This window comes from Lysobacter lycopersici (assembly GCF_007556775.1).
Lineage (GTDB): Bacteria > Pseudomonadota > Gammaproteobacteria > Xanthomonadales > Xanthomonadaceae > Pseudoluteimonas > Pseudoluteimonas lycopersici.
In genome coordinates this window covers 1,142,935-1,164,557 of sequence record NZ_CP041742.1, presented here as the reverse complement: position 1 = coordinate 1,164,557, position 21,623 = coordinate 1,142,935, and the positions used below count along the sequence as shown (strand labels likewise).

Here is a 21,623-nt window from a genome sequence, read left to right as displayed (position 1 = left end):
CGTTGCGCGCCGGTGAATCGCGGCGCGGACGGCGCTCAGGCCATGTACGGATCGTCGATCCCGAGCCCGGCGAGGATCTCGCGTTCCAGCTGTTCCATGCACTCGGCCTCGCGCGCGTCCTGGTGGTCCCAGCCCAGCAGGTGCAGTGCGCCGTGCACGGTCAGGTGCGCGTAGTGGGCCGCCAGCGGCTTCTTCTGTTCCCGGGCCTCGCGCGCGACCACCGGCGCGCACAGCACCAGGTCGCCGAGCAGCGGCATGACGACGCCCTTGGGCAGCTTCACGCCGTCGGCGACGTCGGCGGGAAAGCTGAGCACGTTGGTCGCGTAGTCCTTGCCGCGGTAATGGCGGTTGAGTGCGCGGCCTTCCTTGGTGCCGACGATGCGGATCGCGAGGTCGGCTTCGCGGATGCGACCATCGAGCGCGGCCGCGATCCAACGACGGAAACTCACCGCGGCCGGCAGCCCCGCGCGCGGCGCGGCGTAGCTGACGGCGACATCGAGGCGGGTCGGACCGCGGGTCATGCGTCGATGTTACGCCGATCCGGTTTGCGAATCCTTTGCGTCGCGGGCCTCGTAGGCGTTCACGATGCGCGCGACCAGCGGATGCCGCACCACGTCGCGCGCCTCGAAGAAGGTGAAGCTGACACCTTCGACGCCGTGCAGCACTTCCACCGCATCCTTCAGTCCGGATTTCTGGTGCTTCGGCAAATCGACCTGGGTCAGGTCGCCGGTGATCACCGCGGTGCTGCCGAAGCCGAGCCGGGTCAGGAACATCTTCATCTGCTCGATGCTGGTGTTCTGCGCCTCATCGAGGATCACGAACGCGTCGTTCAGCGTGCGCCCGCGCATGTAGGCCAGCGGCGCGATCTCGATGACGTTCTTCTCCAGCAACCGCGCGACCTTGTCCACGCCGAGCATTTCGTACAGCGCGTCGTACAGCGGGCGCAAATACGGGTCGACCTTCTGGGTGAGGTCGCCGGGCAGGAAGCCGAGCTTTTCGCCGGCTTCGACCGCGGGGCGAACGAGGATCAGCCGTTGCACGCGCGACTGGTTGAGCGCGTCCACCGCCATTGCAACGGCGAGAAAGGTCTTGCCGGTGCCGGCCGGGCCGACGCCGAAGTTGATGTCGTGCGTCGCGATCGCGTGCAGGTACTTGCGCTGGTTGTCGCCGCGCCCGCGCAGGGTGCCGCGCTTGACCTTCACCGCCACGTCCTGCGGCATGTAATCCGCCGACGATGTCGAAGCCGCATCGTTCGCATCCGGGCCGAGGCGCAGGTGGATGGCGTGCTCGTCGAAGGTTTCCGAACCGGCCTCGTCGTAGAGCTGGCGCAACAGGCGTTCGGCGCGGGCGGCCACATCGGCCTCGCCGGAGACGCGGAACACGTTGCCGCGGTTGGCGATTTCCACCCCGAGGCGCAATTCGATCAGGCGCAGGTGGGCGTCGAACGGCCCGGCCAGGTTGGCGAGGCGTTCGGTATCGGCGGGTTCGAGGACGAAGTCGCGTTGCAGCATGGGGCGCGCAGGGTAGCGCGCCGGGAGGACGGCCGCCATCACGGCTTCCAATTTAATTAAACGTATAGTTAAATATGGAAATGGAGTCGACCCAGCCTGCCAAGCCCCGCGTCCGCAGTTCGCCACCGTTGCGCAAGCGCGCGCCCGGCCGTCCGGCCCGCAAGGCCGCGCCACCGGCGGAGCAGCGCGAATTGCTGCTCGATGCCGCCGTCGCCTGCTTCGTGCGCAAGGGCATCGCCGCGACCAGCCTGCGCGACATCGCCCGCGAGGCGCACGTCACCCCGGCGCTGCTGCACTACTACTTCGGCGACAAGGCGCAATTGCAGGACGCTTTGGTCGCGGACCGGCTGCTGCCGGTGCTGGCGGAGATGCGTGGCGCGATCGGCAATGCCGGCGAGGATGTCGCCGCGCTCATCGCCGCGTTCGTGACCGGCATCGGTCGCGTGGCGACGAAGCATCCCTGGCTGCCGCCGCTGTGGGTACGCGAAGTCCTGTGCGAAGGCGGCGCGTTGCGCGACGTGCTGTTCGAACGCATAGGCCCGCAGATCCCGCAGGTGATGGCCAAGCGCTTCGCCGAAGCGCAGGCCCGCGGCGAGATCAACGAAGACTTGGATCCGCGCCTGCTGATGGTGTCGCTGGTCGGGCTCACGCTGTTCCCGATCGCCGGTGCGCCGATCTGGCGGCGCCTGTTCGCCGGCGATCCCGGCACCGCGGCGCTGGACATGGACACTTTCCGCAAGCACACCCTCGCATTGCTAGACCGCGGCATCGACCTCAAGGAGCCTTCGCCGTGAACGCATCGAAGATCGTTCCGCTGTTCGCCGCATTGCTGCTCGCTGCCTGCGCGAAGGACACGCCGCAGGCACTGGGCACGCTGGAATACGACCGCATCACGCTGCCGGCGCCGGTGGCCGAACGCATCGCCTCCATCGATGTGCGCGAAGGCCAGCAGGTAGACGCCGGCGCGCGACTGCTGACGCTGGAACGCACCCGTACCGAGGCGCAGACCGAAGCCGCGCAGGCCGAGGCGCAACGCCAGCGCGAAGCCCTGGGCGAACTCGAAGCCGGGCCGCGCAGCGAACAGATCGCGCAGGCGCGTGCGTCCGTGTCCGCGGCACAAGCGGCCGCGCGCGATGCGAACGCCTACTACGATCGTTTGCGCCCGCTCGGGGCACGGAAACTCGTCGCCGCCGCCGACGTGGATCGCGCCCGCGCCGCCGCGTCGAGCGCGAACGCACAGGTGAAACTCGCGCAGGCCGCGCTCGACGAACTGTTGAACGGCTCGCGTCGCGAGGACATCGCCCAGGGCGAAGCCGCGGTGCGCGCCGCCGAAGCGCAGGCGACGGCGCAGGTGGCGACACTGGACAAGCTCGACGTGCGCGCGCCGCGCGCCGGACGCATCGACAGCCTTCCCTACAGGCTCGGCGACCAGGCGCCGGTCGGCGCGCCGCTGGCGATCCTGCTGGTCGGCGATGCGCCCTATGCGCGCATCTATGTGCCGGAAACCATCCGCGCCAACGTCAAGGTCGGCGACAAGGCGCGGGTGTTCGTCGATGGTCGCGATGCCGCGTTGTCCGGAACCGTACGCATGATCCGCAGCGAAGCCAGCTTCACCCCGTACTACGCGCTGATCGGCAAGGACGCGGCGCGATTGAGTTATCTCGCCGAAATCGCGCTCGGCAAGGATGCGACGCAACTTCCGGCCGGATTGCCGGTGCGGGTCGAGTTCGATGGCCGCTGAATCCACGAATGGTGGCGATGTCGCGATCCGCGCGCGAAGCCTGACCAAGCGTTTCGGCGACCTGGTCGCGGTCGACCATGTCGACCTCACCGTGCCGAAAAAGCAGGTCTACGGTTTCCTCGGCCCGAACGGTTCGGGCAAATCGACCACCATCCGCATGCTGTGCGGCCTATTGACGCCGACCGCGGGCGAGATCGAGGTGCTCGGCCTGCGCATTCCCGAACAAGCGGAAGCCTTGCGTTTGCGCATCGGCTACATGACCCAGAAGTTCTCGCTGTTCGAGGACCTGACCGTGCGCGAGAACCTGGAATTCCTCGCTGCGGTGCAAGGGCTCGACAAGGCGAAGGCAAGAAAGCGCATCGACGAACTCGTCGCCGGATACCACTTCGAAGACGGGCAGAAGCAGCTTGCCGGCACGCTCAGCGGCGGGCAGAAGCAACGCCTCGCGCTGGCCGGCGCCGTCATCCATGAACCGGAATTGCTGTTCCTCGACGAACCCACCAGCGCGGTCGATCCGGAATCGCGCCGCGATTTCTGGGAAAAGCTCTTCGACCTCGCCGATGCCGGAACAACATTGCTTGTTTCGACGCATTACATGGACGAAGCCGAACGCTGCCATCGCATTGCCATCCTCGATTCCGGCCGACTCGTCGCGGACGGTACGCCACGCGAGCTCACGTCCGCGCTGGCCGGGCGCACGCTGGAAGTGCGGGCCACGCAGCCGCGGCGCGCGCAGCAGGCGCTGGTCGGCTTGCCGGGCGTGCTCAGCGTGGCCCAGATCGGCAACAGCTTGCGCGTGCTGATGGCGGAAAACGGCGACGCCAAGTCACGCATCGCCGAAGCTCTGCGCAATGCGAAACTGCAGGCCGAAGTGGTGCCGACGGAACCGAACCTCGAGGATGTGTTCGTCTCGGCCACACGCGGACGCGATCCGCAGCGGGAGGCCGCGTGAAACTCGGGCGCCTGCTTGCGGTGATGACCAAGGAATTGCGGCAACTGCGGCGCGACCGCATCACCCTGGCGATGATCGTCGGCATCCCGGTGATGCAGCTGGTGCTGTTCGGCTATGCGATCAACCTCAACCTGCGCGGGTTGTCGGCCGGCGTCGCCGACATGGCGAACACCGCCGGATCGCGCGCGCTGGTGATGGACATGGTCGCGACCGGCGTGGTCCGACCGACGCTCGCGGCGAACACGCCGCAGCAGTTGATGGATGCCTTGCGCCGCGGCCAGATCAGCGTCGGCGTGGTCGTGCCGCCGGATTTCGAACGCCGCCGCATCGACGGGCGCGAGGCGGTGCAGGTGCTGGTCGACGGCAGCGACACCGTGGTCCAGAGCGCGGCGGTGCAACTGGCGCAGATGCCGCTGGACAACAGCCGCGCGCTGGCGAACGCGACCGGCGCGCGCGAGACGACTGCGCAGCAGATCGGCGTGGTCAGCTTCTACAACCCGGAGCGGCGCTCGGCGGTGAACATCGTGCCGGGCCTGATCGGCGTGATCCTGACCATGACCATGGTGCTGTTCACCGGCGTGTCGATCGTGCGCGAACGCGAGCGCGGCAACATGGAATTGCTGATCGCGACGCCCATCACCCGCGGTGAACTGATGATCGGCAAGGTGCTGCCCTACGTCGCCATCGGGCTGGTGCAAACCACGCTGGTGCTGCTGCTCGGGCTGTGGCTGTTCGCGGTGCCAGTGCGAGGGAGCGTGTTCGACGTCTACCTCGCCGCGATCCTGCTGGTCGTCGCCAACCTCACCCTCGGCCTGCTGATCTCGACCCGCGCGCAATCGCAGTTCCAGGCGATGCAGATGACCTTCTTCGTGTTCCTGCCGTCGATCCTGCTGTCGGGCTTCATGTTCCCGTTCGCGGGCATGCCGCAACCGATCCAGTGGTTCGCGGAGATCCTGCCGCTGACCCATTTCCTGCGCCTGATCCGCGGGATCATGCTGCGCGGCGCCGGCATCGCCGAGCTGTGGCGCGACGTCGCCGCGCTGGTCGCGTTCACCGCGGTGATGATGACCGCGGCGATCCTGCGGTTCCGCAAGCGACTGGATTAGTCGCGCTGCGCCGTCAGTCGTCGCCCTCCGCATCCTTGCGCAGGGCCACGCCGTTCATGCAGTAACGCAGGCCCGATGGCGGCGGGCCGTCCGGAAACACGTGCCCGAGGTGGGCATCGCAGACGTTGCACGTCGTCTCGATTCGGTGCATGCCGTGCGTGCGGTCGTCGCGGTAGGCGATCACGTTGTCCGCCGCCGGCTGGGTGAACGATGGCCAACCGGTGCCGGAGTCGAATTTCTCCCCGGCGTCGAACAGCAGGGTTCCGCAGCAAACGCAGCGGTAGCGGCCCGGCGCGAACAGTTCGCACGAGGCATGGCTGAAGGCGCGTTCGGTACCGGCCTCGCGGGCGACGCGGAATTCCTCGGGGCTGAGTTGCGCGCGCCACTCTTCGGCGGTTTTCTCGACCCGGCGCGGTGGTGGTGGATTGCCATTCGTGGCGAGGGCGAGCACATCAGGCCACTTCAACATGGGAGTTCTCCGGAAGATCGGCGGAAATCGCCACGCGCCCGCGCAGCGAATTGCTCATCGCCTCGGTGATGACGACATCGACGAACTGGCCGACCAGCCGCTTCGGCGCAGGGAAGTTCACCGAACGCATGTTCTCGGTCTTGCCGGTGAGCTCGTCCGGGTTCTTCTTCGACGGGCCTTCGATCAGCACGCGCTGCACGCTGCCGACCATCGCCTGCGAGATTCCAAGCGCATGCGCATTGATGTGCTTCTGCAGGCGGTCGAGCCGCGCGTGCTTGGCTTCGCTGGATACGTCATCGGCGAGATCCGCGGCCGGCGTTCCCGGACGACGCGAGTAGATGAAGCTGAAGCTCTGGTCGAAGCCCACGTCCTCGATCAGTTTCATGGTCTTGTCGAAATCGGCGTCGGTTTCGCCGGGGAAGCCGACGATGAAGTCGGACGAGATCGAGATGTCCGGGCGCACCGCGCGCAGCTTGCGGATCTTCTGCTTGAACTCGAGCGCGGTGTAGCCGCGCTTCATCGCCGCGAGCACGCGGTCGCTGCCGCTCTGCACCGGCAGGTGCAGGAAGTTCGCGAGCTTGGGCACGTCGCGATAGGCCTCGACCAGCGAATCGGAGAATTCCAGCGGATGCGAGGTGGTGAAGCGGATGCGACCAATGCCGTCGATTTCGGCGATGGCGCGGATCAGCAGGCCGAGGTCCGCGACTTCGCCGTCACCGTAAGGCCCGCGGTAGGCATTGACGTTCTGGCCGAGCAGGTTGACCTCGCGCACGCCCTGGGCCGCGAGTTGCGCGACTTCGACCAGCACGTCCTCGAACGGGCGGCTGACTTCGGTGCCGCGAGTGTAGGGCACCACGCAGAACGAGCAGTATTTCGAACAGCCTTCCATGATCGAAACGAAGGCGGACGGGCCTTCGGCGCGCGGTTCCGGCAGGCGGTCGAACTTCTCGATCTCGGGGAAACTGATGTCGACCTGCGGCTTGCCGGTTTCGCGGCGGGCGTGGATCAGCTCCGGCAGGCGATGCAGGGTCTGCGGGCCGAACACCAGGTCGACGTAGGGCGCGCGCTTGACGATGCCTTCGCCTTCCTGCGAAGCCACGCAGCCGCCGACGCCGATCAGCACGGGTGATTTGCCTTCTTGGAGCCGGCCTTGCTTGAGCGACTTCCAGCGGCCGAGCTGGCTGAACACCTTCTCCTGCGCCTTCTCGCGGATGGAGCAGGTATTGACCAGGATCACGTCCGCCTCGGCGGCGTTGTCGGTCAGCTCCAGACCTTCGTGTTCGGCGAGAACGTCGGCCATCTTCGCCGAATCGTATTCGTTCATCTGGCAACCGTGGGTTTCGATGAACACCTTCCCGCGTCGCGGTTTGATGCTTGCGGGCAGGGCCATCGATGCGGCGTCGGTCTGGGCTTCGGTCATGTCTCGTCTCCGGGGCGCGGTGGGTAATCCGGGCCGGTGAGGGTGCGCGAGCTTAGCAAAGCCGGCCGGGCAGGTCCGGATGCCGGTGAGGGATAAACGCGACCACGGTCGCGTTCAAGGAAATCAAAGGCTTGTCAACGATTTCGAATGGAGTGATAGTCCGCCGCATGAGGGGATGGGGAATCGCGCTGTGCGTGCTGGGGCTGCTTGCGGCCAGTCCGGCCGTGGCCGGCACCCTGTACCGCTGTGATGGCGCCGATGGCGGGCGCAGCTACGTCAGCAAGCGCGTCCCGGGCGCGAAGTGCGTCGCCATCAGCAGCTACAACAGCGTGCAGAAGACGCCGGCATCATCGGCGCCGGCTTCTTCCGGCAGCGCCACCGCGACAGTCAAGGTCGACGGATCCCCGGCCAGGGAAACGCTGCCGGCCACGCACCCGGCCGTGTCGTCGGCGCCTCCGCCGAGCAAGGCGAAGTTCGTGCGCATGGCGACTTCGACCATCTATTCCTACGTGGATGCCAACGGCGTCCGCAATTTCAGCAACCGGCGGCCACGCGGCGTGGCCAACGTCACTTCGCAGTCGATCCAGTACGCCGTCTTCCAGATGGAAACCTGCTACGCCTGCGGCCTGCAGCCCGGGATCAATTTCGGCACCACCCGGCTCAACACCACCGCCTACAAGGACGAGATCGCCCAGGCCTCGCGCGATTACGGGGTGGACGAGGCCGTCATCCGCGCCATCATCCATGCCGAATCCGCGTTCCGGCCGACCGCGCTGTCGCGGGTCGGGGCGCAGGGCCTGATGCAGCTGATGCCGGCGACCGCGCGGCGTTTTGGCGTATCGGACTCGTACAACGCGGCGCAGAACATCCAGGGCGGCGTGCAGTACCTGGCCTGGCTGCTCAAGCGCTACGGTGGCGACCTGAAGCTCGCGGCCGCGGGCTACAACGCCGGCGAAGGTGCCGTGGACAAGTACAAGGGCGTGCCCCCGTACAGCGAGACCCGGCGCTACGTGGACCGGGTTTCGACCCTCGCCGAACGCTACCGCGGCAGCCTTGCCCAGCGTTGAGGCGGTGGCCGGCGTTGTCGGCCGATTCAGCGTTCCGTTACACTTCGCCGTCTTTATGTGGCGGCCCGCATCCGCGTCATCGCGCGGCTTTGCGGGCAGTCTGGGCCATGATCCACGGAGCGCCGGATGGCTATTGAAACAACGATGAACCCTGCCAGCGACGGGGATGGGCCGGACGATACCGGCCGCCGCAAGTTCCTGACCGCGACCACCGCGGTCGTCGGCGCGGTCGGGGTGGGGTTCGCCGCGGTGCCGTTCATCAAGTCCTGGAGCCCGAGCGAGCGCGCCAAGCAGGCCGGCGCCCCGATCAAGGTCGATATCTCCGCCCTGCAGGAAGCGCAGCAGCTGACCGTGGCCTGGCGCGGCAAGCCGCACTACATCGTGCGCCGCAGCAAGGCCATGCTCGCCACGCTGCCGGAAATGGATTCCACCGTGCTGGACCCCAAGTCGAGCAACGAGGGCCAGCAGCCCAAGTACGCGCAGAACGAATACCGCTCGATCAAGCCCGAGGTGCTCGTGCTTGAGGCGGTCTGCACCCACCTCGGCTGCGCGCCGGAGTTCGTGCCCGAGATCAAGCCGCAGCCGTTCTACGAGGACTGGAAGGGCGGCTACTTCTGCCCCTGCCACAAGTCGAAGTACGACCTCGCCGGCCGCGTGTTCAAGTCGCAGCCGGCCCCGGCCAACCTGCCGGTGCCGCCGTACCACTTCATCGACGACAACACGCTCGAGATCGGCGTCGATCCTGCGTCCGACAAAAGCACGGGAGCCGCGTAAGCCATGAGCAACATGATCACGCGCACCGCCTGCAACGTGTGGGATTGGGTCAACGCGCGCGCGCCGGCGTTGATGCCGATGTACCGCAAGCACATGACCGAGTACTACGCGCCGAAGAACTTCAACTTCTGGTACTACTTCGGTTCGCTCGCGCTGCTGGTGCTGGTCAACCAGATCGTCACCGGCATCTTCCTGACGATGCACTTCAAGCCCAGCGCGGCCGAGGCGTTCTCGTCGATCGAATACATCATGCGCGACGTGGATTGGGGCTGGCTGATCCGCTACATGCACAGCACCGGCGCGTCGCTGTTCTTCGTCGTCGTCTACCTGCACATGTTCCGCGGCCTGATGTACGGCAGCTACCAGAAGCCGCGCGAACTGGTGTGGCTGCTGGGCATGGTCATCTACCTCGTGCTGATGGCCGAGGCCTTCATGGGCTACGTGCTGCCGTGGGGGCAGATGTCGTTCTGGGGCGCGAAGGTGATCATCTCGCTGTTCGGCGCGATCCCGGTCATCGGCAACGGTCTGACCGAATGGATCATGGGCGACTACATCCCCTCGGACGCGACCCTCAACCGCTTCTTCGCCCTGCACGTCATCGCGCTGCCGCTGGTGCTGCTGCTGCTGGTGGTGCTGCACCTGGGGGCGCTGCACGAAGTCGGTTCGAACAACCCCGAGGGCGTGGACATCAAGCACGGCCCGAAGGGCAACCGCTGGTCCAAGGACGCGCCGGCCGACGGCATCCCGTTCCACCCGTACTACACGGTGAAGGACCTGTTCGGCGCCGGCTTCTTCCTGGTCATCGCCGCCTTCATCATCTTCTTCGCGCCGACCTTCGGCGGCTGGTTCCTCGAGCACGACAACTTCACCGCGGCCAATCCGCTGGTGACGCCCGAGCACATCAAGCCGGTGTGGTACTTCACGCCGTACTACGCGATGTTGCGCGTGGTGCCCTCGTTCTTCGGGATCAAGCTGTGGGGCGTGCTGGTGATGTTCGGCGCGATCGTGCTGCTGTTCCTGGTGCCGTGGCTGGACAAGAGCCGGGTCAAGTCGTTCCGCGCCCGCGGCCCGCTGTCGTGGACGATGCTTGCGATCTTCGCGGTCAGCTTCCTGTGGCTGATGAAGATCGGCGCCGGTCCCGGCACCGATCCGGTGGAGGCCATCATCGGCCGCGTGCTTACCTTCCTCTACTACGCGTTCTTCATCACCATGCCGGTGTGGACGAAGATCGACAGGACCAAGCCGGTGCCGGAACGGGTGACGACGCATGACTAAGTTCGCATTCCGACTGCTGCCCGCGCTGCTCGCCGGGCTGTTCGCCGCCGCGCCGGTCCTCGCCGAGGAAACCGCCGGGCTGATGCATGCCGGCACCGACCTCGGCGACCAGGCCTCGCTGCAACGCGGCGCACAGTTGTTCATGAACAACTGCTCCGGCTGCCATTCGCTGCAATACCTGCGCTATTCGCGCATGGCCAGCGACCTCGGCCTGACCGAGCAGGAGGTGATGGACAACCTCGACTTCACCGGCGGCAAGATCGGCGACCAGGTGCACGTCGCGCTGAAGGAAGACGAAGCCAAGCAGTTTTTCGGCAAGATGCCGCCGGACCTCAGCCTGATCGCGCGGGTGCGCGGCAGCGACTGGATCTACACCTACCTCAAGTCGTTCTACCTCGACGAATCGCGGCCGCTGGGCTGGAACAACAAGCTGTTCCCGAACGCCTCGATGCCGAACCCGCTGTGGGAACTGCAGGGCCTGCAGCAGCCGGTCTACGGCAAGGCGGAAGGTGGCGGCGATGCGCCGGTGGAGAAGTTGGTGCTGGCGACACCGGGCTCGCAGACGCCCGCGCAGTTCGACCAGAGCGTGCGCGACATCACCACTTTCCTCGAGTACGCCGGCGAACCGGCCGCGCTCAAGCGCCAGAGCCTGGGCGTGTGGGTGGTGCTGTTCCTCGCGTTCTTCACCTTCCTCGCCTGGCTGCTCAAGAAGGAATTCTGGAAGGACGTGCACTAGCCGCGACCCACGACGCGGCGACCGTGGCGACTGTCCGCAAGGGGCGGGCGGCGCCAATGCGGCCGGCGGATTCCGGCTGCGTGGAGATGGCCGATGATGGCTGCGAGTCCGCGTATGCGTAATGCCCTGACCCTGTTTTCCTCGGTGGACGACGTGCTGTGCCACCGCGTGCGCCTCGTCCTCGCGGCGAAAGGCGTCACGTACGACTTCATCCCGGTGGATCCGCAGAATCCGCCGGAGGACCTCGTCGACCTCAACCCCTACCACTCGGTGCCTACGCTGGTCGAACGCGACCTGGTGCTGTACGCCGCGAGCGTGGTCAGCGAATACCTCGACGAGCGCTATCCGCACCCGCCGCTGATGCCGGTCGATCCGCTTTCCCGCGCGCGCCTGCGCCTGGCGATGCTGCGCATCGAGCACGATTGGGTGCCGCAGGTGCAGGCGATCCAGCTCGGCAACAAGCAGCAGGCCGAGGCCGGGCGCAAGCGCCTGAAGGAACTGCTCACCGCCGCGGTGCCGCTGTTCAAGGCCAGCAAGTTCTTCCTCAACCCGGAAATGAGCCTCGCCGACTGCGCGATGGCGCCGATCATCTGGCGGCTCGAAGCGCTCGACATCCCGCTGCCGAAGGACGGCAAGGCGATCGAGGATTACGGCAACCGCATCTTCCGCAACCCGGGCTTCCTGCGCAGCCTCACTCCGCAGGAACGCAACCTGCGCGAGATTCCGGCGTAACGGCGAGTTGGTGGTTGGTTGTTCGTGGTTTGTGAAAAGCCTTCTGCCAACTACGAACCACCAACAACGAACTGATCCGGAATGACCGACGCGCCCGCCATGACCAGCCACCGCCCGTACCTGCTGCGGGCGCTGTACGAATGGATCGCCGACAACGGATTGACCCCGCACCTGCTGGTCGACGCGACCAGGCCCGGCGTGCGCGTGCCGACGCATGCGGTGAAGGACGGGCGCATCGTGCTCAACATCGCCGAACGCGCGGTCGCGCACCTGCAGATGGACAACGATGACGTGCGTTTCTCCGCGCGCTTCGGCGGCGTCAGCCATGCGGTGATCGTGCCGATCGACGCAGTGGTCGCGATCTACGCGCGCGAGAACGGGCAGGGCATGGAACTGCCGCCGGACATCGCGGCGCAGGGCTCGGCGTCGCCGGCGCAATCGGTGGAATCGGCATCCGAAAGCGACGACACGTCGCCCGACGACGAACCGCCGCATAGCGAACCGCCACCCAAGCGCGGCGGGCATTTGCGCATCGTGAAATAAATCAGGATGTCATCCTGAGGCGAAGCCGAAGGACCTGTTTTTCTTGTCCACTACCGGCAACAGCAGGCCCGGATCAAGTCCGGGTCAGGATGACGACTCGATCAGTGCAGCGTCACCACCGACGTCGCCTTCGCAGGGCCACTGAACGAAACGAGTTCGTCGCCGAACAGCACCAGCCGGCCGACGTGGCGTTCCTGCCCGTCTTCGGAATATTCGAAGCGGAAACTGCGTTCCAGCCCGAGCCATCCATCGCGGCGGCGACGCAACCGCAGCCCGTCCGCGTGCACGGTCTGGTCCAGCCATTGCACGCCTGCGGCTTCGCAGGCGTTGCGGCCCACTTCCTCGGCGCGTTCGGCGGCATGGCGCGCGCTTCTCCACCATCCGTAACCGATGGCGATGGCGACGAGCAGGAGGATCGGTCCCATCAGCGCGGTGCCGGGCCGAGTTTCATCGAGAAATCGATGGCGTGCACGTGTTTGGTCAGGCCGCCGATGGAAATGCAGTCGACGCCATCCTCGGCGATGGCGCGCAACGTGGTCATGTCCACGCCCCCGGAAACCTCCAGCGGGATGCGGCCGTCGAACGGTGCGGATTTGGCGATGCGCACGGCTTCGCGGCGCGTCGCCGCGTCGAAATCGTCGACCAGGATGCGCGTGCAGCCGGCTGCCAGCGCTTCGCGCAACTGGTCGAGGGTTTCGACTTCCACGATCAGCGGCAGGTTCGGATGCTTCGAGCGCGCGGCATCGATCGCGGCCGCGACCGAACCGGCGACGCGGATGTGGTTTTCCTTCAGCATCACCGCGTCGTACAGGCCGATGCGGTGGTTGTCGCCGCCACCGACGCGCACCGCGTATTTCTGCGCCAGCCGCAGGCCCGGAACGGTCTTGCGCGTATCCAGGATGCGTGCGCCGGTACCGCGCACGGCATCGACGTATAGCGCGGTCGTGGTCGCGGTGCCGCTGAGCGTTTGCAGGAAATTCAGCGCGGAACGCTCTGCGCTGACCAGCGCGCGCGCGTGGCCCTGCAACGTCGCGATCACCGTGCCTTTCGCGATGCGGTCGCCTTCGCTGCGGCGCCAGTCGATGCGGACGCCGGGATCGAGCGTGCGATGCACCGCGTCGAACCACGGACGCCCCGCGACCACGCAGTCTTCCTTGCACAGCAGGTAGGCCGATTCCGGCGCGTCGGGCAGCAGGTCGGCGGTGACGTCGCCGCTGCCGATGTCCTCGGCCAGCGCGGCAGCGACATCGGCGTCGACGTCTGTTTGCGAGGGCGGTTCGAAACGCGATTCGCTCATGCGCCGGGGAAGTCCGTGGCCTGCGACGTCGCCATGCCTTCCTCGGCGAGCAGTACCGGGATGCCGTCGTCGATGCGATAGGCGAGTTTGCGGTCGCGCGTCACCAGCGCTTCGCGCAAGGATTCGCGTTGCGGCGAACCATCGAGGCGTTGCAGCGTGCCCGCGGCGATCGCGCGGTTCAGCGCTTCCAGTCCGGCGCCATCGAGCGGGGCGAGTGGCTGGCGCGTGGCCGGGCAGGCGAGGAGGTCGAGCAGCTTGCGATCCATGGCGATTCGCGCGGGAAACGAAGGGGAACGATCCGGAATTGGGCGCTAGAATACGTCTTTGCGAGCGGGGACGGCCATGACCGGGGAAACCAAGGCGCCGCTGGTGGGCATCGTGATGGGGTCGCGCTCCGACTGGGAGACGATGCAGCACGCCGCCGCCAAGCTCGATGCGCTCGGCGTCGCCCACGAGGTGCGCGTGGTGTCCGCGCACCGCACGCCCGACGTGCTGTTCGACTACGCCACGACCGCGCAATCGCGTGGACTGCGCGCGATCATCGCCGGCGCCGGCGGCGCGGCGCATTTGCCGGGCATGCTCGCGGCCAAGACCGCGGTGCCGGTGCTCGGCGTGCCGGTGCAGAGCAAGGCGCTGAACGGCATGGATTCGCTGCTCTCCATCGTGCAGATGCCGGCCGGCATCCCGGTCGCGACCTTCGCCATCGGCAACGCAGGCGCCGCGAACGCCGCGCTGTTCGCCGCAGCGATGCTGGCGAACGAGCATCCTTCCATCGCCGATGCGCTGGCCGCGTTCCGCGCCCGCCAGACCGACGACGTCGCGTCCAACGACGACCCGCGCAAGTGACATGACGACGGTCGGGATCCTGGGCGGAGGCCAACTCGCCCGCATGCTCGCGCTTTCCGGCGCACCGCTGGGCCTGCGCTTCCTCGTGCTGGACACCGTCGCCGACGCCTGCGCCGGGCAGTTCGCGCCGATGGTGGTCGGCGACTACACCGACGAGGCCGCGCTGTCGGAATTCGCGTCGAAGATCGATGTCGCCACCTTCGATTTCGAAAACGTGCCGGCCGAGTCCGCACGCTGGCTGGCCGAGCGCGTGCCGGTGTTCCCGAATCCGCGCGCGCTCGCCGTCGCCCAAGATCGTCTCGCCGAGAAGAGCCTGTTCCGCGAACTCGGCATCCCGGTTCCGGGTTTCGTCGATATCGCCAGCCGCGACCAACTCGACGCCGCGGTCGCCGAACTCGGCACGCCGTGCATCCTGAAGACGCGCCGCCTCGGCTACGACGGCAAGGGCCAGTTCCGGATCAAATCGCCGGCCGACGTCGACGCGGCATGGAACGCGCTCGGCGCGCAGGCCGCGAGCGTTGGCCTGATCCTCGAAGCCTTCGTCGCGTTCGAACGCGAATTGAGCGTGGTCGCGGTGCGTGGCCGCGACGGCGAGTTCCGCGCATGGCCCTTGACCGAGAACTGGCATGTCGACGGCGTGCTGTCGGCGAGCCTGGCCCCGGCGCGCGTTGATGCGGCGACGCAAGCGACCGCGTTGTCGCATGCGAAGCGGCTCGCCGATGCGCTGGATTACGTCGGCGTGTTCGCGCTGGAACTGTTCTGCCGCGGCGGCGAGCTGCTGGCCAACGAACTTGCGCCGCGCGTGCACAATTCCGGGCATTGGACCATCGAAGGCAGCGAAACCTCGCAGTTCCAGAACCACCTGCGCGCCGTGCTCGGCCTGTCGCTGGGCAGCACGCGCATGCTCGGCCATGCCTGCATGCTCAACTGGATCGGCGCGATGCCCGATGCCGCGCCGGTGTTGCGCGAAGCCGGCGGTCACTGGCACGACTACGGCAAGGAAGCGCGCGCGGGACGCAAGGTCGGCCATGCGACGCTGCGCGCGGACGTGCCGACGGAACTCGCCGAATCGCTGCGACGCGTGGGCGAATCGCTCGGGCGCGAAGCGCAAGTCGAGCCGGTGATCGCGGCGTTGCGCTGATCGCGGCGTCGGAATGCAAAACGGCCGGGTTTCCCCGGCCGTTCGCAGGTCGCATGGCGATCGCGACATCGGCGTAGGGGCGACCGGCCGGTCGCCCCTACATCATTAACGCAGGTTCGACGCGACGAAATCCCAGTTCACCAGGTTCCAGAACGATTCGACGTACTTCGGCCGCGCGTTGCGGTAGTCGATGTAGTAGGCGTGTTCCCACACGTCGCAGGTGAGCAGCGCCTTGTCCTCGCCGGTGAGCGGGGTCGCCGCATTGGGCGTGCTCGCCAGCGCAAGCGAACCATCCGGGCGCTGCACCAGCCACGCCCAGCCGGAACCGAAGGTCTTCACCGCGGTGTCGCTGAACTGCTCCTTGAACTTGGCGAAATCGCCGAACGCGGCCTTGATCGCGTCCGCGAGCTTGCCCGAGGGTTCGCCGCCGCCGTTCGGCTTCAGGCAATTCCAGTAGAAGGTGTGGTTCCAGATCTGCGCGGCGTTGTTGAACATGCCGCCCTGCGACTTGCGGATGATGTCCTCGAGCGCCATGTCGGCGAATTCGGTGCCCTCGATCATCTTGTTGAGGTTGTCGACGTAGGCCTTGTGGTGCTTGCCGTAGTGGTAGTCGATGGTTTCGCCGGAAATATGCGGTTCCAGCGCGGTGCGGTCGTAGGGCAGGGCTGGCAGTTCGATGGCCATGGCGGGCTCCTGGGGCGAGGGGAAATGCGTTGCCGGGAGGCGCGCGGCCGCGGCGTGCACGGGTAGAATTGCATTCTACCCCCACCACCCGTCGCTGCCTCGTGAGGCCGGCGGGATGCTTCGCAGGAGAATGCCATGAGCGTCTTGGAGCGCATCCAGGCCGAGATCGAAGGCCACCCCGTCGTCCTTTTCATGAAGGGAACCCCGCAGTTCCCGATGTGCGGTTTCTCCAGCCGCACGGTGCAGGCGCTGAAGGCCGCGGGCGCCGGCGAGCTGTACACCGTCAACGTGCTCGAAGAGCCCGAGGTGCGCGCCAACCTGCCGCGTTATTCGAACTGGCCGACGTTCCCGCAGCTGTTCATCCATGGCGAGCTGATCGGCGGTTGCGACATCACCATGGAACTGTACGAATCCGGCGAACTCGCGCGGATGATCGCGGAAACGCAGAAGGCATGAACGCCGCGGCGTCCGACGCCGTGGAACCGCGCGCGCTGGAAGGGCGCGTGGTGCTCGTCGTCGGCGCGCACGGCGGCCTCGGCGAAGCGGCGTCGCGCGCATGTGCGCGGGCCGGCGCAAGACTCGTGCTGCTCGGGCGGCGCGTGCCGAAATTGAACCGCCTGCACGACGCCATCGCCGGCGAGGGCGGCGAGAGCACGCTGTACCCGCTCGACCTGGAAGGCGCGTCGCCCGACGACTACGCGGAGATGTCCGCGCGCATCGGCGGGGAATTCGGGCGCCTCGATGGCGTTTTGCATTGCGCCGCGAATTTCCGCGGACTCACCCCGCTCGCGCTGACCGACCCCGCCGATTTCGCTCGCGCCGTGCACGTCAATCTCACCGCGCGCTGGTGGCTGACCCAGGCCTGCCTGCCGCTGCTGCAGGAATCCGAAGATGCGGCGCTGGTGTTCGCGCTCGACGCGCAGGCGCCGGGCACGCGCGCCTACTGGGGCGGGTACGGCCTCGCACAGGCAGGGCAGGCCGCCCTCGTCGACATGCTGCAGGCCGAGCTCGGGCCGAATTCTTCGGTGCGCGTGAGCGGGCTCAACCCGGGCCCGATGCGCACCCCGTTGCGCGCCAACGCTTTCGTCGCCGAGCACGATGATGCCGCGGTGGATCCATCGCGCGTCGCTGCGCATTGCGTCGAACTACTCTCGCCGGCTGGCGCGGCGCATCGCGGCCGGGTGTGGTCGCCGCCATGACGATCGCTTCCGCCGCGCTGCTGCTGTTCCTGATCCTCGATCCGCTCGGGAACATCCCGGTGTTCCTGTCGCTGCTGCGGCCGTTGCCCGGGCACCGGCGCCGCATCGTGCTGGTGCGCGAACTGCTGATCGCGCTGGTGGTGCTGATGGTGTTCCTGTGGGGCGGCAAGTACGCGCTCGACCTCATGCACCTTCGCCAGGAATCCGTCTCCATCGCCGGCGGCATCGTGCTGTTCCTGATCGGCCTGCGCATGATCTTCCCGCCGCCGGAAGGCCTGATGGGCGAGTTGCCGGACGGAGAACCCTTCATCGTGCCCATGGCGATTCCGCTGGTCGCGGGTCCCTCGGGCATGGCCGCGGTGATGCTGATGGGCAGCAAGGAGCCGGGACGGCTCATGGACTGGAGCCTGGCATTGCTGCTGGCCTGGGCCGCGACCGCGGCCATCCTGTTCTGCGCGACCGCCCTGTACCGCTGGTTGGGCACCCGGGTCCTGACTGCCGTCGAGCGCCTGATGGGCATGCTGCTGGTGTCGATTTCGGTACAGATGCTGCTCGATGGCTTCGGCCTCTATTTCCGTGGCCCAGGCGGCTGACTTTCCAAAACAAGGCCTTGCGACCGATATCTCGGATCGTTGTCAGAAGCCGTCATGCATTCAGCCGGATCGACGGAATTCGCTGTCTTCTTCCTGTCATCTTGCGAAGCGACAGTGTTAGCATGTCGTTAACCCGAAAAGGCTGAAAAGCGTTTCGGGAGGGGATTCCCGCCGTGTTTCCACCCCGCATCGCCTGATGCGATCCATTTCCCGTTCGTCGTTTCCTTTACCAATTTGAGGTTGCGCACATGACCCGATCCACCCACGTCCAGCTGTCGAGGCTGTCGCTTGCCCTGATCGCAGCGATGGCGATGGCGCCCGCGTTCGCCCAGAGCACATCGTCCGGCGTCTCCGGCACCGTGACCGGTGCGGACGGCAGTCCGGTCGCTGGCGCCGAGGTCACCATCACGCACGTGGAATCCGGCACGGTCAGTCGTGCCACCACCGATGCCAACGGCCGCTACGCCGCGCAAGGCTTGCGCGTGGGCGGTCCGTACACCGTTACCGTGAACAGTGCGGCGGGCACCGATACCAAAAGCGATATCTATCTGGAGTTGAACAAAGTCGCGACTGTCAATGAGCAATTGACTGGCGCGTCCGGAACGCTCGATACCGTGGTCGTCAGTGCGGCGCGCGTGTCCCCGGTGTTCAGCCCGGACAACAAGGGCCTCGGCACCAGCGTCTCCGGCCGGGCGTTGCAAACCACGCCGCAGGGCAATCGTTCGATCGACGACGTCGCGCGCCTCGATCCGCGCATCCAGGTCACCGACCAAGGCGACGGCTCGATCTCCGCGGCCGGCCAGAACAGCCGCTACAACAACATCAGCGTCGACGGCCTGAACCAGGGCGATCCCTTCGGCCTGAATGCGAACGGCCTGCCGTACACCGGTTCGCCGATCTCGCCCGATACCATCGCGGCCTACAACATCTCGACGGTGGACTTCGACGCGTCTTCGGACACCATCGGCGCGAGCATCGACGCGGTCACCAAATCCGGCACCAACGAGTTCCATGGTTCGGCGTACTACGCGTACAAGGATGCCAGCAGCATGGTTGGCAGCCGCAACGGCAAGGATTACGCCGGCTTCGGCACGGACGAGACCTGGGGCGTCACCGTCGGTGGCCCGATCATCAAGGACAGGCTGTTCTTCTTCGGCGCGTACGAAGACCAGAAGATCGACAAGCTTGCCGGCATCAGCGTCGACGGCGTCACCAGTGGCAAGATCAGCTCCGACGACGTGGACCAGGCCATCGCCGGGGGAACGGCGATCGGCATGCAGCCGGGCACCTACGGCAGCTCCGGCGCGGCGCTGGAGGACAAGCGCTACCTCGCCAAGCTCGACTGGAACATCACCGATCGGCAGCGCGCGACCTTCGCCTACTCGCGCGTCGAGGAAACCAAGCCCACGCCGTACAGCGCGTACGTGCGGGACAACACCGTCATCCTGTCCAGCAACTGGTACACGGTTTCCAGCACCACCGACAACTACTCGCTGCAGCTGTTCAGCGACTGGACCGACAACTTCAGCACCGAAGTCAAGATCGGCTACCAGAAGTACGACAACACCAACGGCGCGGCCCTCGACCAGCCGGAAGTCGACGTGGTCATCCCGGCGCATGGCACCTATGCCGGCGGCACGATCTACATGGGCGAGGACCAGTACCGCCACGAGAACTGGATCAAGAGCAAGCGCCTCAACGCGTCGATCTCCGGCACCTACTACGCCGGAAACCACACCATCAAGGGCGGCATCGACTACCTGGACAACGAGATCGGCGACTTGTTTGGCCGCGTCCTGCACGGCCTGTACACCTTCCAGGACAAGAATGGCGATGGCAGCGTGTTCGATGAACTCGCGGCCGGGGACTACTTCAAGTTCACCAAGACCATCATCCCGAACGGGCTGAGCCCGACCGACATCGCCGGCACCTGGACCTATCGCCAGTACAGCCCGTTCCTGCAGGATACCTGGCAGGCCACCGACAACCTGTCGCTGGTGTTCGGCGTGCGCGTGGACATCCCGGATGCCGACCATGCGCCGCCCTACCAGCCGGTCTGGGAGCAGAACTTCGGCTTCCCGAACAACACCACGCTCGGCAGCAACAACAAGGTCATCGAGCCGCGCTTCGCGTTCAACTACACGTTCAACACCGAGCGTCCCACCCAGCTGCGCGGCGGCGTCGGCCTGTTCCAGACCCTGCCGCCGTACGGTTGGCTGACCAATCCGTACCTCAACAACGGCGTGACCTCGCTGGTGACCTACAATTCGTCCAATCCGGGCACCGATCCCTTCAGCTCGGATCCGTACAACCAGCCGGGCCTGCAGTCTTCCGACATCAACCCCGGCACCTGCACCGCGACGGCCAATTGCCAGATCGACGTGCTCGACCCGGACTTCAAGCTGCCGACCGCGTGGAAGGTCAGCCTGGCGTTCGACACCGAGTTGCCGTGGTGGGGCCTCGTTGCGTCGGCCGAATGGCAGCACATCAAGAACAAGGACGCCATCGCCTACCAGGCGCTGAACATCGGCACCCCGAACGGCACCCTGCCGGACGGCCGCGATTCCTACTGGAAGACGCTGTCCAATTCCCCGACCAGCATCGGTAGCGGCACCAACAACGGATCGATCCCGGAGATCTATTACCGCTCCACGCTGCTGACCAACACCGACAAGGGCGGGTCCGATGCATTGACCCTGTCGCTGACCAAGCCGATGGACCACGGGTTCTCCGGCAACATCAGCGCCACCTTCGCGCACTCCAAGGAAGTCAGCACGGGCTCCAGCTCGCAGGCCTGGTCGAACTACAACTACATGGCGCGCACCAACCCGAACGAGATGTTCGCCACCACGTCCGCGTTCGACATTCCCTTGTCGCTCAAGCTTTCGTTGAACTGGGACCATGCCTTCTTCGGCGACTACAAGACCACCGTGTCGATGTTCTACAACGGCCACAGCGGCAGGCCGTACAGCTGGGTCTTCGGCAACGACGTCAATGGCGACAGCCTCTCGAACGTCGGCGCCGGCGGCGACCTCGCCTACATTCCGCTGCTCAACGATCCGCTGGTGAACTACGGCGGCGCGACCCAGGAACAGATCGATGCGTTCCAGAAGTTCATCGACAACGATCCGTACCTGTCCAAGCACCGCGGCGAGATCGCCGGGCGCAACCGCGCGCGCGAGCCGTGGGTCAACCAGCTCGATCTCGGCGTGCAGCAGGAACTCCCCGGCTTCATGAAGGGGCACAAGTCGATCATCCGCCTGGACATCTACAACTTCCTGAACCTGTTGAACAGCGACTGGGGCGTTACCGACCGCGTCAGCAGCGGTTTCTACGAGAACCGCCGCCTGGTGTCGGTTGCCGGCGTGCAGAACGGTCAGTACGTCTATAACCTCGGCGCCCCGGGCACTGTGCCGTGGGAAAACTACGCGGTGTACGACGCCAGCGGCACCAATCCGTCCCGCGTCGTGTCGCGCTGGTCGGCGCTGCTGACGCTGAAGTACACCTTCTGATCCATCGCTGCACGGCAATACGCGA

At 66.4% G+C, this 21,623-nt stretch carries 24 protein-coding genes; 16 read left to right on the top strand and 8 right to left on the bottom strand.

The window, feature by feature from the left end; genetic code table 11:
* Positions 1 to 35 precede the first annotated feature (35 nt).
* Together ybeY and FNZ56_RS05875 are read right to left on the bottom strand one after the other, a co-directional pair.
* The gene (gene ybeY, locus FNZ56_RS05880; RefSeq protein WP_143878940.1) at positions 36 to 521 is read right to left on the bottom strand and encodes an rRNA maturation RNase YbeY; all 486 of its coding nucleotides are present in this window, start codon (positions 519 to 521) and stop codon (positions 36 to 38) included.
* 9 nt (positions 522 to 530) lie between these two features.
* Positions 531 to 1,511: a PhoH family protein gene (locus tag FNZ56_RS05875; protein ID WP_143880286.1), complete on the bottom strand. Its 981-nt coding sequence runs from the start codon at positions 1,509 to 1,511 to the stop codon at positions 531 to 533.
* Between the two features lie 80 nt (positions 1,512 to 1,591).
* Between FNZ56_RS05875 and FNZ56_RS05870 the strand changes: the two genes are divergently transcribed.
* From FNZ56_RS05870 to FNZ56_RS05855, 4 genes are read left to right on the top strand one after another with little or no spacing between them, the layout of a single operon-like run.
* A complete protein-coding gene (locus tag FNZ56_RS05870; protein ID WP_143878939.1) occupies positions 1,592 to 2,305 on the top strand; it encodes a TetR/AcrR family transcriptional regulator in 714 nt (237 codons plus the stop codon).
* Complete coding sequence (locus FNZ56_RS05865) at positions 2,302 to 3,252, top strand: HlyD family secretion protein (protein ID WP_143878938.1); 951 nt, start codon at positions 2,302 to 2,304, stop codon at positions 3,250 to 3,252. Before FNZ56_RS05870 ends, FNZ56_RS05865 begins: the two co-directional genes overlap by 4 nt.
* A gap of 25 nt (positions 3,253 to 3,277) precedes the next feature.
* A complete protein-coding gene (locus tag FNZ56_RS05860) occupies positions 3,278 to 4,204 on the top strand; it encodes an ABC transporter ATP-binding protein (protein WP_143880285.1) in 927 nt (308 codons plus the stop codon).
* Positions 4,201 to 5,310 (top strand): ABC transporter permease, encoded by a 1,110-nt coding sequence (locus FNZ56_RS05855; RefSeq protein WP_143878937.1) that lies wholly within the window; start codon positions 4,201 to 4,203, stop codon positions 5,308 to 5,310. The genes FNZ56_RS05860 and FNZ56_RS05855 overlap by 4 nt, the downstream gene beginning before the upstream one ends.
* Positions 5,311 to 5,323: 13 nt before the next feature.
* Here the strand turns inward: FNZ56_RS05855 and msrB are convergent, their stop codons facing one another.
* Entirely contained in the window at positions 5,324 to 5,779 is a 456-nt protein-coding gene (msrB, locus tag FNZ56_RS05850) for a peptide-methionine (R)-S-oxide reductase MsrB (RefSeq protein ID WP_143878936.1), read from the bottom strand.
* On the bottom strand, positions 5,763 to 7,199 hold the full coding sequence (gene miaB, locus FNZ56_RS05845; RefSeq protein ID WP_143878935.1) for a tRNA (N6-isopentenyl adenosine(37)-C2)-methylthiotransferase MiaB: 1,437 nt from the start codon (positions 7,197 to 7,199) through the stop codon (positions 5,763 to 5,765). The genes msrB and miaB overlap by 17 nt, the downstream gene beginning before the upstream one ends.
* 167 nt (positions 7,200 to 7,366) lie before the next feature.
* On the opposite strand from miaB, the gene FNZ56_RS05840 reads away from it, so the two are divergent.
* The 6 genes from FNZ56_RS05840 (at position 7,367) to FNZ56_RS05815 (ending at position 12,326) form a co-directional block, all read left to right on the top strand.
* On the top strand, positions 7,367 to 8,266 hold the full coding sequence (locus tag FNZ56_RS05840) for a lytic transglycosylase domain-containing protein (protein ID WP_143878934.1): 900 nt from the start codon (positions 7,367 to 7,369) through the stop codon (positions 8,264 to 8,266).
* Between the two features lie 144 nt (positions 8,267 to 8,410).
* Complete coding sequence (petA, locus tag FNZ56_RS05835; protein WP_143878933.1) at positions 8,411 to 9,040, top strand: ubiquinol-cytochrome c reductase iron-sulfur subunit; 630 nt, start codon at positions 8,411 to 8,413, stop codon at positions 9,038 to 9,040.
* Positions 9,041 to 9,043: 3 nt separating this feature from the next.
* Positions 9,044 to 10,315: a cytochrome b gene (locus FNZ56_RS05830; protein ID WP_143878932.1), complete on the top strand. Its 1,272-nt coding sequence runs from the start codon at positions 9,044 to 9,046 to the stop codon at positions 10,313 to 10,315.
* The gene (locus tag FNZ56_RS05825) at positions 10,308 to 11,051 is read left to right on the top strand and encodes a cytochrome c1 (RefSeq protein ID WP_143878931.1); all 744 of its coding nucleotides are present in this window, start codon (positions 10,308 to 10,310) and stop codon (positions 11,049 to 11,051) included. The genes FNZ56_RS05830 and FNZ56_RS05825 overlap by 8 nt, the downstream gene beginning before the upstream one ends.
* 96 nt (positions 11,052 to 11,147) lie before the next feature.
* Positions 11,148 to 11,783, top strand: coding sequence for a glutathione S-transferase N-terminal domain-containing protein (locus tag FNZ56_RS05820; RefSeq protein WP_143878930.1), 636 nt, complete (start codon positions 11,148 to 11,150; stop codon positions 11,781 to 11,783).
* A gap of 81 nt (positions 11,784 to 11,864) precedes the next feature.
* The gene (locus FNZ56_RS05815) at positions 11,865 to 12,326 is read left to right on the top strand and encodes a ClpXP protease specificity-enhancing factor (RefSeq protein WP_246064747.1); all 462 of its coding nucleotides are present in this window, start codon (positions 11,865 to 11,867) and stop codon (positions 12,324 to 12,326) included.
* Between the two features lie 101 nt (positions 12,327 to 12,427).
* Here FNZ56_RS05815 and FNZ56_RS05810 read toward each other — a convergent pair whose 3' ends face one another.
* From FNZ56_RS05810 to FNZ56_RS05800, 3 genes are read right to left on the bottom strand one after another with little or no spacing between them, the layout of a single operon-like run.
* Positions 12,428 to 12,751, bottom strand: coding sequence for a DUF3301 domain-containing protein (locus tag FNZ56_RS05810; protein WP_185970809.1), 324 nt, complete (start codon positions 12,749 to 12,751; stop codon positions 12,428 to 12,430).
* Positions 12,751 to 13,623, bottom strand: coding sequence for a carboxylating nicotinate-nucleotide diphosphorylase (gene nadC / locus FNZ56_RS05805; RefSeq protein WP_143878929.1), 873 nt, complete (start codon positions 13,621 to 13,623; stop codon positions 12,751 to 12,753). The genes FNZ56_RS05810 and nadC overlap by 1 nt, the downstream gene beginning before the upstream one ends.
* On the bottom strand, positions 13,620 to 13,889 hold the full coding sequence (locus tag FNZ56_RS05800) for a Trm112 family protein (protein WP_143878928.1): 270 nt from the start codon (positions 13,887 to 13,889) through the stop codon (positions 13,620 to 13,622). The genes nadC and FNZ56_RS05800 overlap by 4 nt, the downstream gene beginning before the upstream one ends.
* Positions 13,890 to 13,965: 76 nt before the next feature.
* On the opposite strand from FNZ56_RS05800, the gene purE reads away from it, so the two are divergent.
* Together purE and FNZ56_RS05790 are read left to right on the top strand one after the other, a co-directional pair.
* Entirely contained in the window at positions 13,966 to 14,469 is a 504-nt protein-coding gene (gene purE / locus FNZ56_RS05795) for a 5-(carboxyamino)imidazole ribonucleotide mutase (RefSeq protein WP_143878927.1), read from the top strand.
* Position 14,470: 1 nt separating this feature from the next.
* Positions 14,471 to 15,610, top strand: coding sequence for a 5-(carboxyamino)imidazole ribonucleotide synthase (locus FNZ56_RS05790; RefSeq protein ID WP_143878926.1), 1,140 nt, complete (start codon positions 14,471 to 14,473; stop codon positions 15,608 to 15,610).
* Between the two features lie 105 nt (positions 15,611 to 15,715).
* On the opposite strand, the gene FNZ56_RS05785 is transcribed toward FNZ56_RS05790, so the two are convergent.
* Complete coding sequence (locus FNZ56_RS05785; protein WP_143878925.1) at positions 15,716 to 16,294, bottom strand: superoxide dismutase; 579 nt, start codon at positions 16,292 to 16,294, stop codon at positions 15,716 to 15,718.
* A 135-nt stretch (positions 16,295 to 16,429) separates the two neighbouring features.
* On the opposite strand from FNZ56_RS05785, the gene grxD reads away from it, so the two are divergent.
* From grxD to FNZ56_RS05765, 4 genes are all read left to right on the top strand, one after another.
* Positions 16,430 to 16,750 (top strand): Grx4 family monothiol glutaredoxin, encoded by a 321-nt coding sequence (gene grxD / locus FNZ56_RS05780; RefSeq protein WP_143878924.1) that lies wholly within the window; start codon positions 16,430 to 16,432, stop codon positions 16,748 to 16,750.
* A complete protein-coding gene (locus FNZ56_RS05775; RefSeq protein ID WP_143878923.1) occupies positions 16,747 to 17,493 on the top strand; it encodes an SDR family NAD(P)-dependent oxidoreductase in 747 nt (248 codons plus the stop codon). The genes grxD and FNZ56_RS05775 overlap by 4 nt, the downstream gene beginning before the upstream one ends.
* Positions 17,490 to 18,086, top strand: coding sequence for a MarC family protein (locus FNZ56_RS05770; protein WP_143878922.1), 597 nt, complete (start codon positions 17,490 to 17,492; stop codon positions 18,084 to 18,086). The genes FNZ56_RS05775 and FNZ56_RS05770 overlap by 4 nt, the downstream gene beginning before the upstream one ends.
* A gap of 248 nt (positions 18,087 to 18,334) precedes the next feature.
* Entirely contained in the window at positions 18,335 to 21,598 is a 3,264-nt protein-coding gene (locus FNZ56_RS05765; protein WP_143878921.1) for a TonB-dependent receptor, read from the top strand.
* The last annotated feature ends 25 nt before the right edge of the window (positions 21,599 to 21,623 follow it).

Coding starts and splice junctions, on each gene's coding strand:
- petA (WP_143878933.1), top strand. CDS start 8,411: ATGAACCCTGCCAGCGACGGGGATGGGCCGGACGATACCGGCCGCCGC.
- FNZ56_RS05830 (WP_143878932.1), top strand. CDS start 9,044: ATGAGCAACATGATCACGCGCACCGCCTGCAACGTGTGGGATTGGGTC.
- nadC (WP_143878929.1), bottom strand. CDS start 13,623: ATGAGCGAATCGCGTTTCGAACCGCCCTCGCAAACAGACGTCGACGCC.
- FNZ56_RS05875 (WP_143880286.1), bottom strand. CDS start 1,511: ATGCTGCAACGCGACTTCGTCCTCGAACCCGCCGATACCGAACGCCTC.
- FNZ56_RS05820 (WP_143878930.1), top strand. CDS start 11,148: ATGGCTGCGAGTCCGCGTATGCGTAATGCCCTGACCCTGTTTTCCTCG.
- FNZ56_RS05810 (WP_185970809.1), bottom strand. CDS start 12,751: ATGGGACCGATCCTCCTGCTCGTCGCCATCGCCATCGGTTACGGATGG.
- FNZ56_RS05800 (WP_143878928.1), bottom strand. CDS start 13,889: ATGGATCGCAAGCTGCTCGACCTCCTCGCCTGCCCGGCCACGCGCCAG.
- FNZ56_RS05815 (WP_246064747.1), top strand. CDS start 11,865: ATGACCGACGCGCCCGCCATGACCAGCCACCGCCCGTACCTGCTGCGG.
- miaB (WP_143878935.1), bottom strand. CDS start 7,199: ATGACCGAAGCCCAGACCGACGCCGCATCGATGGCCCTGCCCGCAAGC.
- FNZ56_RS05825 (WP_143878931.1), top strand. CDS start 10,308: ATGACTAAGTTCGCATTCCGACTGCTGCCCGCGCTGCTCGCCGGGCTG.
- FNZ56_RS05790 (WP_143878926.1), top strand. CDS start 14,471: ATGACGACGGTCGGGATCCTGGGCGGAGGCCAACTCGCCCGCATGCTC.
- ybeY (WP_143878940.1), bottom strand. CDS start 521: ATGACCCGCGGTCCGACCCGCCTCGATGTCGCCGTCAGCTACGCCGCG.
- FNZ56_RS05840 (WP_143878934.1), top strand. CDS start 7,367: ATGAGGGGATGGGGAATCGCGCTGTGCGTGCTGGGGCTGCTTGCGGCC.
- msrB (WP_143878936.1), bottom strand. CDS start 5,779: ATGTTGAAGTGGCCTGATGTGCTCGCCCTCGCCACGAATGGCAATCCA.
- FNZ56_RS05770 (WP_143878922.1), top strand. CDS start 17,490: ATGACGATCGCTTCCGCCGCGCTGCTGCTGTTCCTGATCCTCGATCCG.
- FNZ56_RS05870 (WP_143878939.1), top strand. CDS start 1,592: ATGGAGTCGACCCAGCCTGCCAAGCCCCGCGTCCGCAGTTCGCCACCG.
- FNZ56_RS05765 (WP_143878921.1), top strand. CDS start 18,335: ATGACCCGATCCACCCACGTCCAGCTGTCGAGGCTGTCGCTTGCCCTG.
- FNZ56_RS05785 (WP_143878925.1), bottom strand. CDS start 16,294: ATGGCCATCGAACTGCCAGCCCTGCCCTACGACCGCACCGCGCTGGAA.
- grxD (WP_143878924.1), top strand. CDS start 16,430: ATGAGCGTCTTGGAGCGCATCCAGGCCGAGATCGAAGGCCACCCCGTC.
- FNZ56_RS05775 (WP_143878923.1), top strand. CDS start 16,747: ATGAACGCCGCGGCGTCCGACGCCGTGGAACCGCGCGCGCTGGAAGGG.
- purE (WP_143878927.1), top strand. CDS start 13,966: ATGACCGGGGAAACCAAGGCGCCGCTGGTGGGCATCGTGATGGGGTCG.